The sequence below is a fragment of the Sphingobacterium sp. UBA5639 genome (assembly GCF_002421245.1).
Lineage (GTDB): Bacteria > Bacteroidota > Bacteroidia > Sphingobacteriales > Sphingobacteriaceae > Sphingobacterium > Sphingobacterium multivorum.
On sequence record NZ_DIJR01000019.1, the window covers coordinates 275,182 to 288,522 of the forward strand.

The 13,341-nt window shown below is 42.9% G+C and carries 7 protein-coding genes and 1 pseudogene; 7 read left to right on the forward strand and 1 reads right to left on the reverse strand.

All coding sequences use genetic code 11. The features are described 5' to 3' along the window. Positions 1–2 precede the first annotated feature (2 nt). Positions 3–908: pseudogene (locus tag B4Z90_RS12200) on the forward strand (ABC transporter ATP-binding protein). After that, positions 901–1,671 (forward strand): ABC transporter permease, encoded by a 771-nt coding sequence (locus tag B4Z90_RS12205; protein WP_286802367.1) that lies wholly within the window; start codon positions 901–903, stop codon positions 1,669–1,671. The pseudogene B4Z90_RS12200 and the gene B4Z90_RS12205 overlap by 8 nt, the downstream one beginning before the upstream one ends. A 29-nt stretch (positions 1,672–1,700) precedes the next feature. Here B4Z90_RS12205 and B4Z90_RS12210 read toward each other — a convergent pair whose 3' ends face one another. Beyond that, on the reverse strand, positions 1,701–4,454 hold the full coding sequence (locus B4Z90_RS12210) for a hybrid sensor histidine kinase/response regulator transcription factor (RefSeq protein ID WP_286802369.1): 2,754 nt from the start codon (positions 4,452–4,454) through the stop codon (positions 1,701–1,703). A gap of 292 nt (positions 4,455–4,746) precedes the next feature. On the opposite strand from B4Z90_RS12210, the gene B4Z90_RS12215 reads away from it, so the two are divergent. The 5 genes from B4Z90_RS12215 (at position 4,747) to B4Z90_RS12235 (ending at position 13,315) form a co-directional block, all read left to right on the forward strand. After that, positions 4,747–6,069, forward strand: a complete 1,323-nt coding sequence (locus tag B4Z90_RS12215; RefSeq protein ID WP_075991614.1) for a sugar porter family MFS transporter — start codon at positions 4,747–4,749, stop codon at positions 6,067–6,069. A gap of 199 nt (positions 6,070–6,268) precedes the next feature. Beyond that, positions 6,269–7,219: a carbohydrate kinase family protein gene (locus B4Z90_RS12220; protein ID WP_088160623.1), complete on the forward strand. Its 951-nt coding sequence runs from the start codon at positions 6,269–6,271 to the stop codon at positions 7,217–7,219. An 86-nt stretch (positions 7,220–7,305) separates the two neighbouring features. Continuing rightward, complete coding sequence (locus tag B4Z90_RS12225; protein ID WP_286802370.1) at positions 7,306–10,431, forward strand: SusC/RagA family TonB-linked outer membrane protein; 3,126 nt, start codon at positions 7,306–7,308, stop codon at positions 10,429–10,431. Between the two features lie 45 nt (positions 10,432–10,476). After that, complete coding sequence (locus B4Z90_RS12230; RefSeq protein WP_070567412.1) at positions 10,477–12,159, forward strand: RagB/SusD family nutrient uptake outer membrane protein; 1,683 nt, start codon at positions 10,477–10,479, stop codon at positions 12,157–12,159. 43 nt (positions 12,160–12,202) lie between these two features. Beyond that, entirely contained in the window at positions 12,203–13,315 is a 1,113-nt protein-coding gene (locus B4Z90_RS12235; protein WP_070567410.1) for a hypothetical protein, read from the forward strand. The last annotated feature ends 26 nt before the right edge of the window (positions 13,316–13,341 follow it).

The window sequence follows — 13,341 nt, forward strand, 5'->3', positions numbered from 1 at the left end:
GCATGGAAAGTATCTTAACACAACAACTTAGTTTTAAAATAGGCACAAAAACAATCTTGGATAATATTAGCCTACAAGTTCCAGACAGGAGTATTTATGGATATCTCGGCCGAAATGGGGCGGGAAAATCCACAACAATCAAATTGCTTTTAGGTCTTTTGGAGGATCAGGCAGATACGATTTTTATTCAGGGAAATAGTCTTAGGACAAATTGAACACGTATCTATACGAATGTTGGAAACCTGATCGAATCGCCTTGTTATTATACTAAGTTAACCGTTTTTGAAAATTTAAAGTATTTGGATATCATTCATAAAAAAGGGAATAAACGCATTGATGAAGTGTTGGAAATGGTTGATCTTCATCGGGAGAAAAAGAAAAAAACGAATGCTTTGTCTATGGGTATGAAACAGCGGTTAGGGATTGCAATGGCGATATTTCATGATCCCCAATTACTCATTCTGGATGAACCATTAAATGGTCTCGACCCACAGGGTATTGTGGAAATGCGCAACTTGTTTTGTCACCTCAATGAACAGGGTAAAACGATCTTTCTTTCAAGCCATATTTTGAGTGAGCTTGAAAAAATAGCAACACACATTGGTATCATAGAAGGTGGGAAAATGATTTTCCAAGGAACTAAGCATGAGCTGCTGGGACAGGTTGACCGAGAAGTGTTCTTACGGACATCCAATCCTGCTGCAACAGTTTCTATTTTGCAAAATGCAGGTTTTTCTACCGTTAAGATCGATGGTCAAAATGTTGTCGTCAGTATAGGGGATGATCAACAATTTGATTTTGTGATCAAATCATTGGTTGAACAGCAGATTGCTATTTATGGGCTGGAATCCCGTGGTGCTGACCTTGAACAAATTTTTATAAACCTAATCGCTCGTGCAAATGGCTAATACATTTTATACTGCTTTTTTGTCTGAAAAGTACAAACTTCTTCGTAACAGGGAAATTTTTGGGGTCTTGATCGCACCTATGCTGCTCATTTTTGCGATTAGCGCTTATATTATCTATGATATTGTCGATTCGGGTGGTGCCAGCGCCATTCCCAATCCCTGGAAAGTCTTATTGGGTCGATATGTATTTCAATTTTTTTATTTACTCTACCCCATTCTTGTCGCTTTGTTTGTATATGCTTGCTGTGATGTGGAGTATAAGAATAACAATTATAAAATACTCTTTACTGTGCCCATCAGTAAATCGAATATTTTCTTTTCCAAAGCGACCTTTATTCTACTAACATTACTTTTTTCAATTCTTTTTGCGTACGCTGCATTTTTGATCAGCGGCTATTTGCTCAGTCTGATTTATCCCGTCCTTGGTTTCCAGAATTACGACTATAGGCAGGTGATTTTTTATACATTTCTGAAGCTTTTCATTACCTTATCAGCTATTGGGATGATCCAGCTGGCTTTAAGTCTATTGTTCCGAAGCTTTATTTACCCGATTGGGGTGGGGATGTTTATGTTGGTGTTTTCAGTGCTGGTGGCGCAAAAAAGCTTTTCGGATTTTATACCTTATACGGGTGCTTATAATGCGGTCATGAACATCCTATCCGAAAATGACTCATTTGCACGGCTCGATTACTGCAACATGGTGATGGTTATTGTATTTCTATTGATCAGCTTTTATCTATTTAAACGAAAGGGGCAGTTTTAACGTTTCGTTCGTGCATGCCCCCTGATCGGCTATTTTTTGTCAAATTCTTTTTTATAGGCGCTTGGTGACTGTCCATATTTCCTTTTAAAGGCCGACGCGAAGTAAGATGCTGATGAAAAGCCGACACTACTAAATATTTCGTTGATGGTTAGACCCTCAGCCATCAGGCTTTTGGCTTTCTTTAATCTTCGTTCCACAATATACTCATTGACACTGCAGTCGAGCAGCTGTTTCACCTTACGATAGAGCTGAACGCGTGAGAGATGGAGGTCGTTGGCAATCCCGTCGACGCTTAACCGCTGATCCGATAACTTGGATTCGACAATGGCGGAGAGATTGTTTAGGAATCTTCTGTCGCTATCGTTGACCTGTTCGGCTTGAGTACGCTCAAACTGTTCGACGTTGCTGCTATATTTTTCTTTAAGCTGATGACGCGATTGAAGGATATTTGAAATACGTATCCGCAGCAGTTCGGCATTGAATGGCTTAGTAATATAGTCATCGGCCATTAATTTGCTCCCCTCAAGCATGGTCTCCTCGTTGGCAAGTGCACTCAGTAAGATGACGGGAATATGTGCGGTCTGATAAAAGGCTTTGATGTCTTTCAAAATATCCAGTCCGCTTCCATCAGGAAGCATAATATCGGTGATCACCAGGTCTGGAAAATGTGTCTTCATCATACTAGTGGCTTGCTGGGCATCCTTCGCCAGAAACAGGTTGTAATCCTGTTCCAATAACGAGCGGAGATAGTCTCTGATTTCATCATTATCTTCGACGATCATAATGCTCTTCGATTTGTTGGATCGAAAAGAAAGATTGTTGTCTACCACCTTTGCTGTCGTGTCCAGTAGATCTTGTTGCTGAAACAATGGTTTTTCTCCACTGTCGAAACCGGCCAGTTCAGCAGGTTCATAATGACCGTTCCCAATTGGCATGCGGAGGGTGAAGATCGATCCATGGCCGGGCTTGCTGCTCACGGTGATCTGGCCATGATGCAGTTCGACGATCTGTTTGCTGTATGCGAGTCCGATTCCGGATCCGTTACGGCTGCCGGCTCCTTGGTAAAAAGGATCAAAAATATGCTCAATATCAACCGGCGCAATTCCCAGACCATTATCCAAAACCCGTAGATAGAAATAGTCTTTGAAATTGTTTTCTTCCAATATAATTTCAATTCTGCCACTTGCCGCCGTATGTTTGATCGCATTGGATAATAAGTTGGATAGGACCTGTTCCATGAGGTATTCGTCCATCCAAACCTCTTTCAAACTTGTTTTGTTGACATAACTGACCGAGATTCTGTTTTTCTTAAATAGCGGTTTGAAACTACCTATTACCTGCTGGATGAATGGATCGATATAAACGATAGACGCATGTAACCTAATTTTTGATTTACTGATTCGGTGGATATCAATGAGGTCGGTAACCAAACGCTGTAGTTTTTTTGCATTCCGCTTGACGCGCGACAACTGTTCTTTGACTTCTTCTGGCAGGTCTTTTCGTAATTCAAGGTCCTCGATAGGCGCTATAATAAGCGTCAGTGGTGTTTTAAATTCATGTGAGATGTTGGTGAAGAAATTATTCTTGATTTCTGCCGCTTGCTGGATCTGACTATTCATCTCGACGATCTGTTTTTGTTGCGCAAGGATCTCACTATTTTGGATTTCCAGATGTTTGTTCTTTTCCCAGTTGCTCCTGATCACGATAATAGAAATGCCACCAAAGACAACAGCAAGCACCAAGCTAACGACCAGTACATTAAGAACCGACTTTTGACTTTGGTAAATCTTATTCTGTTCCGTAATGAATTCCTGTCTTTTGTCTATATCGAGCTGCTGTTGCTTTATTTTATCCGACTGCAGGGCAAGCAACTCCGCGTTGGTTTTATCGATGACAGAGGTTGCGAGTATATTCTCGCGGCGGTAGTTTTGGTGGTTGATGATAGCCAAGGCCGTTCGAATGGCTTCGGCTCCGCCAGTGGGGTAGAGTATGGAAGCGAACATTTTGCCCTGTATGATCTGTTCAAGGCCATTTCCGGGACCAGGAAGGGCATCAACACCGATTATCTTAATGTCCTTTTTGATCTGGGCTTCGTCCAATGCTTTTTTTACCCCCATGGCCATCTGATCATTGAAGGTGAAGATGATATCACTCTGGATCATTTGGTCTATATGCCTACGCGTTTCCAAATAAGCTTTGTTTTTTTCCCATCCGCCGTGAATGATTCCGCTCGTTCGAATCCCTTTAGCATCTCCAATTTGCTGCATAAAGCCTTTTTCACGTTCTATGGAGGCGGATGTACCCGATAATCCAGTAACCAGGCCGATCGAACCATTGTTTTGTAAAATGGTGCGGCTATACTGGCCCGCCAGTTTTCCGATAGCAAGATTGTCTGCCCCCACATAGGCATTATATTGGCCTGAGGATGTCTTACGGTCAGTTACGATGACGGGTATATTGCGTTGAAATACCGAATCTACTATAGGGGTAAGGGGCTCGGCCTCATTTGGCGATACAATCAGAAGATCGATATCCTGTTTGACTAATTCGCGAATTTGATTAATCTGGACATTATTGTCGCCATGGGCATCTCGATAAAGAAAGTCAATATCCGGATTGAAGGAAAGTTCCCTTTTCATTTCTTCGAGCATGGTTTGTCGCCAGGCATCATTTCCGATACACTGTGAAAAAGCAATAATCCGCTTTTTCTTCTGGACCATTGGTTGGCATCCACAAAAAAGAAGCAGGATCAATATGCCACCATAAATGAAATATTTTCCCATGATTTTTTTCCCTTCAATATCCGAATATACATTATTTAGTTTTTTTAGGGTAACCTCGTCTTTGTTAGTGTATTCTTTACACTGATATGGAAACTTTCAAAAATGTATCATTTTCTAAATTTTCTGTTTAAAAAGTGAAAGTTTTAAAAAGTAATGCTGGTATAAGGTTCAGATTTTTAGTGTTTTAACGTTTTTTAAAAAATGTTACATAAATAAATGTTTTTGCGAAGCTCAAATTTAAGTTAAGATGAAACTAGGGTTAAATTTGGATTAATCAATTATAGATCATAACATGAACAAAAACACGGTACTAGCTTGGTCCTTTGTAGTGGCTTTAGGCGGATTTTTATTTGGATTTGATACAGCGGTTATTTCAGGAGCAGAAAAGGCCGTGCAGGAACACTGGCATTTAAGTGAGTTTCAGCATGGACTGACAATGGCCATCGCCTTGATAGGGACAGTTGTCGGCGCAGCATTAGGTGCACTGCCTTCCGATAAATTAGGCCGTAAAAATACCTTATTTGCTGTTGCAGCCCTTTACTTTATTTCAGCGATTGGTAGTGCACTGGCGAATGACTGGACGATATTTATTTTATTCCGCTTTTTGGGTGGCATAGGAGTTGGCGTCTCTTCGGTAACGGCACCAATCTATATATCAGAAATCTCCCCGGCAGCATCGCGAGGTAAGTTGGTAGGGCTTTTTCAATTCAACGTTGTATTAGGTATTTTGATAGCCTATTTGTCCAACTATTTTATCGGTCAGGTTGGCGAAGAGTCCTGGCGCTGGATGCTGGGGGTGCAGTGCTTTCCGTCGTTGTTATTCTTCTGTTTGATCTTCCTCATCCCGGAAAGTCCGAGATGGTTGCTGCTGCACCGAGGGAATTTGGCCGAGGCAACGCGGATTATGAAAAAAATTAATTCGGATGGTTACGAGCTGGAGATTTCAAAAATTCAGGAGTCCAAAAACAATTCCGCAGGAGAAGGCAAACTCTTCGTTCGCGAAAATGCCAAACCTATTTTATTGGCCTTTTGTTTTGCGCTGTTCAATCAAGTCTCAGGTATCAACGCGATTATATATTATGCGCCCCGCGTATTTGAAATGGCTGGTTTAGGCTCACAGAGTTCATTGCTTTCGACAGTTGGTATAGGGGTTGTCAATTTTATTTTTACGTTGCTGGCGATCAATTTCATCGATAAGGTGGGCAGAAGAAAATTAATGTTGGTGGGCTCGATCGGGCTGATTGTTTCATTGGCACTCGTTTCACATGCTTTTTATACCAACCAAACGACGGGTTTTGCGATCACAATCTATCTGATGAGTTTCATTGCCTTTTTCGCATTCTCGCAAGGTGCGGTGATTTGGGTATTTATTTCGGAAATTTTTCCGAATGATGTCCGTGCCAAAGGGCAGACATTTGGTAGCTTGACACATTGGGTGATGGCGGCGATTATCACCTTTTGTTTCCCAGCCTTGACAGAAATGCTCGGTGGCGGGGGTACCTTCTTGATCTTTGCCCTATTTATGGTGCTGCAGCTTGTTTATGTGCTTAAGTTTATGCCGGAGACAAAAGGGAAATCATTGGAAGATCTTGGGCATACCATCAATCTACATTAGTCTTTAGCTGGACTACACCAATAGGTGTCGAAGTAGCCATGACGCGACTGGCGCCTATCGAAAGTTATTTAATCAAAGACAATGTGATAACATGTTGTGTGTATCTATTGTCAACATTGAATTTAAAGGGAAATATAATAATCAATTTGTTACTTGGTTTTTGGCGCTCGGCCGAAGCTTCGTATAAAAAGGAGAAAATATGAAAAACGGAGATAAATCAATACAGGGTATTTGTTTTGGCGAGGTTCTTTGGGACAATCTTCCTACAGGTAAAAAATTAGGCGGTGCGCCTTTGAATGTGGCTTATCACCTCAATAAATTGGGGGTTACGACGCGTATGCTAACGCGCATAGGGCGTGACGATAATGGTTACGAGTTGCGTAACGTATGTGAAGATCTGGGTATCCCGACCGATTTCTTCCAGTACGATGACCTGTTACCAACTTCAACAGTAGAGGTTTCGATCGATGCAAAACGCGACGTGCATTACGATATCGTTTATCCTGTAGCTTGGGATAGAATAGCGGTGGACAATGTTGTTCTTGAGGCAGTTGCAGCGGTGGATTTTTTGGTGTATGGTAGTCTAGCCTGTCGGGATGAAGTAAGTTTTCAAAGCTTGCTATTACTGCTGGAAAAAGCCCGCTTCCGGGTGATGGATGTCAACCTGCGTACACCTTATTTTGGTCCGGAAAAAATACATAAACTGTTGGGATACGCTGATTTTGTGAAAATGAATGCCGAGGAACTGCATGTTATTTCCGACTGGAATGGCGCAACGGATGCCTATACCGATCAGCAGCGTGTGGACTTGATCATGGAGCGTTTTGCAATTCAGGAGGCAATAGTAACCTATGGTGCAGATGGTGCGGTATATCATTATAAAAAAGACAATATCAGTTATCATTTTCCAGCCTTGAAAGTTCAGGTAGAAGATACCATCGGAAGTGGTGATTCTTTTTTGGCGGCTTTCCTGACCAAAAGGTTTCAGATGCAGGAAGGTGTTCAGCTGGAGGAAGTACTGGAATTTGCGGCCACCTTAAGTGGATTTGTGACACAGAGCCGGGGGGCTTGTCCTGAATATAACGATGAGGTCATCAATCGATTCCAATGGTTGCATCCGATCTTCAATGGAGCTCAGAAGCAACAGTAGGTAAACTGCTTCTTTACGAAGCAGTTTACCCGCTATCATAATCAAATAATCAATCTAAATCATTAACCATTTACTTATAACCAATTATGTTTACAAGACAGAAAGCAATGCTGCTCCCGTCTTTGGCACTTTTTTCTGTTGTCGCATTTGCGCAACAGACTGAAATCCGGGGAAGAATTACGGATAGTGGGACAGCAGCACCTATAGTAGGGGCATCTTTAGTGGTGAAGGGAACCACAATAGCCACCAAGACAAATGAAAAGGGAGAATTTGTCCTTCAGACTTCGGGCAATCAGGGTACATTGGAAATAAGCTATGTCGGCTATGCCTCCCAGACGATTGCTGTGGCAGGAAGAAAGTTCCTCGATATTCAGCTTGCGCCTACCGAAAAGGGGCTCGATGAAGTGGTCGTTACGGGATATCAAACAGAACGGAAGAAGGATTTGACGGGTGCTGTGAGTGTTGTTAATGTTGCTGAGATGATGAAGGCTCCGGAAAATAACCCGATGAAAGCGCTGCAAGGACGGGTAGCTGGTATGACAGTAACTTCGGATGGTAGTCCGAGTGGAGCGGCAACAGTGCGTATGCGCGGAATCAGTTCCATCAACAGTAGTCAGGATCCCTTGTATGTCATTGATGGAACCCCCACACAGGGAGGAATGCATGAACTCAATTCGAATGATATCGAAAGTATTCAGGTTTTAAAGGACGCTTCTTCGGCGAGTATCTATGGCTCGCGCGCAGCGAATGGTGTTATTGTCATCACGACAAAAAAAGGAAAGATGGGTGCCCCTAAACTTACAGTAGACGCCTATGCCACCAGTACGCATTTTAATAATCGCATGAAAGTGCTGGATGCCCAACAATATGGTCGTGCATTGTGGCAGGCCACCATCAATAATGGCGGAAACCCCAACGGAAATAATATTGGTTATCAGTTTGAATGGAATAACGACGCAAATGGCGTACCTCAGCTCAATACTGTTTTTGTTTCCAAGTATATCGACCGTGAACATACCATGTACGCTTCCGATACCGATTGGTTTAAGGAAGTTTCAAAACCGGGATTGCAACAATCTTACAATGCGACATTAAGCTCCGGGACAGAAAAATCCAGTTCCTTTTTCTCCTTAGGTTATTTGCACAACAATGGGACACTCCGTTACACGGATTTCCAGCGGATATCTGCCCGGATGAATGCCGATTATAAATTGTTTGATGGACGCTTGGTGGTGGGCGAGAATTTTACGGTAAACAATACCGGTGAAGTGCAGGTACCGGGCGATGTGCTTGACCTTTCGTTAAAAGCATTGCCCATTATTCCTGTCCATACAGTAGATGGAATAGGATGGGGTGGACCAGCATTGGGAATGAACGACCGCCATAATCCCATGCGTGTACTTTATGATAACCGGAACAATAAATATAATTATTGGCGGTTGTTTGGAAATGCCTATGCGGATCTACAGCTTATAAAAGGTCTGCATGTCCGCACCAGTTACGGTTTGGACTATAGTAATTTTTACAAACGTAATTTGGAAGTATCCTATCGTTCGGGATTTATGAATAGCACCCGGAGTGGGGTTAATATGGAACAGTCCCATGGAATGAAGTGGACTTGGTCCAATACGGCGACATATCGGAAGGCAATCGACAAACATACAATAGATGTGCTTGCTGGTATCGAAATGAACCGTCAGAATGATATTAATTTTAACGCCTATACCGCTGGTGATGGTGCATTTGCCATAGAAACACCAGAGTATATGTGGCCAGGTGTGAGTACGGGTACAGCGGCAGTAGGAGGTGGCTCTACAGGCTTCTCGCTGCTATCCTATTTTGGAAAGGCCAATTATTCCTATGATGACCGTTATCTGGCTTCTTTCACCGTACGCCACGATGGCTCTTCCCGCTTCGGTAAAAATAACCGCTTTGCCACTTTTCCAGCAGTAACGGCAGGCTGGCGGATCTCTTCTGAACGCTTTATGGCAAGTACAAAAAATTATATTTCTGACCTCAAGTTACGTGTGGGATGGGGGCAGACAGGCAACCAGGGTATTGGTAATCTGGCTACCTATGCCCTGTTCGTCCCCGAATATGGTGTTGCTGATCCAACATGGAATATCGTGGACGGTACAGCATACGATCTATCGGGTGCAGGAACGGGAAAGTTACCATCGGGATACCGCAAAATCCAAACGGAAAATAATGATCTGAAATGGGAAACTACCACGCAGACGAATATAGGCTTGGACTTTTCATTGTTTAATCAAAGTCTCTATGGTTCGATTGACTGGTATGTTAAAGCAACCAAAGATATGTTGATCAATCCAGCCTATATCGGTGTGGTCGGAGAGGGCGGTTACCGTTGGGCGAATGGTGCCTCCATGGAAAATAAAGGTTTGGACATATCGGCCGGATATCGTAATAAAATAACCTTTGGATTGGATTATGATGTAATGGCTGTGTTCTCGACCTATAAAAACAAGGTGACACATTTACCCGAAGCAGTAGAAAACTCCTATGGTGGTCGTCAAGGAGACAATATTATCGGCCGGCCGCTGGGGTCATTTTATGGCTATGTCACCGACGGCATTTTTCAGAATCAGGACGAGGTGGATGCGCACGTCAATCAGACCGGTAAAGGGATAGGGCGTTTACGTTATGTCAACGTCTATGATGCGGACAAGCAGATCACCGATATGGACCGTACATGGATTGGTAGTCCTCATCCTGATTTTTCTTATAGTTTGAACATTGTGCTAAAATATAAAAGCTTTGACCTATCTGCGTACTTTCAGGGGGTACAGGGAATAGATGTTGAAAACTGGCTGAAAAAGCAAACGGACTTCTGGAGTGTGGACGACGTCAATTCCAATAAAGGTGTACGTCTGCTCAATGCCTGGACACCACAAAATCCAACGTCAACGATCCCGGCCTTACAAACAACAAATAACAACGACGAGGGCCGTCTGTCAAATTACTTTATCGAGAATGGATCTTATATGAAGCTCCGGAATTTGTCTCTGGGCTACACTTTGCCAACAGCAACCGCCGCACACCTACGTATGAGCCGATTAAGGATTTATGTAACTGGTCAGAATCTATTTACCGTTAAATCAAAAAATTTCACCGGTGTGGATCCTGAAAATGTAGGTTGGGGTTATCCAATTCCAACGACCTGGACAGCTGGGGTAAATATTGGATTTTAAAATGGGAGCGAAATAAGGCGATACACTTCTAAATAATTTATACGGATGAAAAAAATAACCACTAAAATAGCGATATTCATGGTTCTTGCTGGACTACTTCCAGGATGCACCAAATTTTTAGATCAAACACCCAATGGTGTACTAAGCTCCGATCAGGTTAAGGAGCCTGAACGATTATTGACAGCTACCTATGCGGCATTGGGTAACGATCATTATGATGTCCCTTTTAGCTTATGGCCCTATGGTACGGTTCGGTCGGACGATGCTTATAAAGGCGGATCGGGACCACAGGATATCCAGACCTTTCATTTCCTGGAGGTCTCCAATAACATTACAACCAATTTTGCAGAGTTGGATAAATTGTGGTTTCAATTGTACGTTGCAATTTCGCGTGCCAATACAACAATCAAGACCATACAGGAGATGGATAATTTCGATGGGAAGGAAGAAAAGCTGGGTGAAGCACGCTTTCTACGCGGTCATTTTTACTTTATGCTCAAGATCCTTTTCAAATATGTGCCTTATATTGATGAAAATGTCGCGGTAGACAGCTATGAAACCGTATCGAATAGGGCCTTGAGCAACGATGCGCTATGGCAAAAGATTGTGGATGATTTTCAGTATGCTGTAGATCATCTCCCGGCTGTACAAACGGAGGTCGGGCGTGCCAACCGTGTTGCTGCTGCGGCATATCTTGCCAAAACCTATCTCTATAAGGGATACCGTCAGGACAATGCCGAACGTAATGTGGTGACGGGCATCGATGCCGGAGATTTGGAAAAGGTTGTACAAAATACGGATGTTGTACTTTCATCCAATCATACGCTGGAAACCGATTTTGCATTTAATTTCTTGCCGGGCAAATATGAAAATGGGACCGAAGCCCTGTTTTCAGTTCAGTTTTCAAAAGATGACGGCACAAAATTTGGGCGTGTTAATTTTTCTGATGTGCTATCAGTACCTATGGGCGTAGGCTGTTGTGATTTCAATAAACCGAGTCAAAGCCTTGTCAACGCGTTTCGCACAACGGGTAAAGGTCTACCACTGGATAACTACAATGCGTTGAATAGCTTTAATACCTCAGAAAAGTACGATCCACGGTTATTTCATACGGTTGCAATTCCGGGCTTACCGTACAAGTATAGTAGCAAAAGAACGTATGAAGAAAGCTGGAACCGTAACCCGGCAGAATATTCGGTTTACGCCTCATTGAAAGACAATGTAGATCCCGATTGCGATTGCTTTGTCCCGATGGTACCTTTCTATGCCAATACAAAAAATCGAATTGTATTGCGCTTTGCCGATGTGCTGTTGATGCGGGCAGAGGCGCTTATCGAGCTGCATCGTTCGGCTGAAGCACTGCCATTGATAAACCAAGTACGTACGCGGGCAAAAAATAGCACTGCACTTACGGGCTATGCAAATGATAAAACCCTGATCGAAACGTACAAAAATGGAGATAATATTGTATGGAACGAAGAAAATGCCCGGAAGGCGTTACGTTGGGAAAGACGATTGGAGCTTGCGATGGAAAACGGAAGGTTCTTTGATCTTGTACGCTGGGGAATTGCAGACCAGGCCATGAATGCCTATTATGATGCGGAAAAGTCACGTCGATCTTATTATTCTTCGGCACATTTTACTGCAGATAGGAACGAATACTTGCCGATTCCTGAAGCACAGATCAGATTAAGTAAATATCTGTACAAACAAAATCCAGGCTATTAAATAAGCATTTATTGTTGAACGATTAGCATAACCAATTATTCCAATGCACACATTAAAAAATACGATAAAAGTAGGGATTACTATCCTGCTTATCTGGCTTATTGCTGCCTGCAAGCGTGATGCCGATAGCACACTCAATTTGAACGCAGATGTAGAGGTACTTTCCTTCAAGGTCGGTAATACCGCTGGAAAAATAGATCCGGCAAAAGGTACCATTCTTGTCATGGTTCCTGAAGGCACAGATCTTTCAGCGGTGGCTCCGACGATTGAATTGCCCAATAATGCCAAGGTTTCTCCAGCTTCAGGTATCGCCCAGAACTTTTCATTTTCTGGAACAACACCAATTACTTACCGCGTGTTTAATGGAAATCTATTCAACACCTATCAAGTAACCGTCAAAGAAATCAAAGCGGAAATAACGGCATTCCATATCGGAGAAAAAGCTGGAATCATCGATCAGAAAAATAAAAGCATTAAAATTTACCTACCCCTGGGGACAGACCTGAAGAACTTATCACCTGCGATAGAATTTACAGCTGGCGCGAGCATAACGCCCAATCAGAGTGGCCCCGTGGATTTAAGTTCTCCGATAAAATACAGCCTTGCGTATATGGGGCAGACGTTCCAGTATACGGTAACAGCGATTTTGGGCACGGAACCCAAACAGATCCTGATGATTTATAATGGCGAAACAAGCGTTCCACATTTCGACGGGTTAGGGGTGAGCGCCGTAGATTCACCTTATCCCAACCCGAAAACTACGGGAATTAATGCAACACCGTTCTGTGCGTCTTTTGTACGGGATAATAAAACGGGCGAAGGCTGGCATGGTGGTGCGCTGTGGAATGCAAATAAAGTGACGATCAATCCGGCAGAATATGGCCGTTTTTCCATTATGATATTGAAGGATGTAGCGGGAGATGTACAATTGGAGATTCAATCGGATGGTGAACAGCAAAAAGATTGGTTGCGTGCTAATTATGCAAAGGAGCACGTTGGGGAGTGGCAAGAGTTGGTTTTTCAGATTCCTGCTGGAAGAAAGGCGATCATCAACAATATACTTGTGATGCCGCATGAGCATCCTAATGGACAGCCCGTGGCATTTCCTACCCAACGGATGTACTGGGACGAATTGAAAGCATTACCTAAAGAATGATCGAATACAAATAAAACAAGCGATGA

Excerpts from the sequence above, each read along its gene's own strand:
- B4Z90_RS12225 (WP_286802370.1), top strand. The coding sequence starts at position 7,306 with ATGTTTACAAGACAGAAAGCAATGCTGCTCCCGTCTTTGGCACTTTTT.
- B4Z90_RS12215 (WP_075991614.1), top strand. The coding sequence starts at position 4,747 with ATGAACAAAAACACGGTACTAGCTTGGTCCTTTGTAGTGGCTTTAGGC.
- B4Z90_RS12235 (WP_070567410.1), top strand. The coding sequence starts at position 12,203 with ATGCACACATTAAAAAATACGATAAAAGTAGGGATTACTATCCTGCTT.
- B4Z90_RS12220 (WP_088160623.1), top strand. The coding sequence starts at position 6,269 with ATGAAAAACGGAGATAAATCAATACAGGGTATTTGTTTTGGCGAGGTT.
- B4Z90_RS12230 (WP_070567412.1), top strand. The coding sequence starts at position 10,477 with ATGAAAAAAATAACCACTAAAATAGCGATATTCATGGTTCTTGCTGGA.
- B4Z90_RS12205 (WP_286802367.1), top strand. The coding sequence starts at position 901 with ATGGCTAATACATTTTATACTGCTTTTTTGTCTGAAAAGTACAAACTT.
- B4Z90_RS12210 (WP_286802369.1), bottom strand. The coding sequence starts at position 4,454 with ATGGGAAAATATTTCATTTATGGTGGCATATTGATCCTGCTTCTTTTT.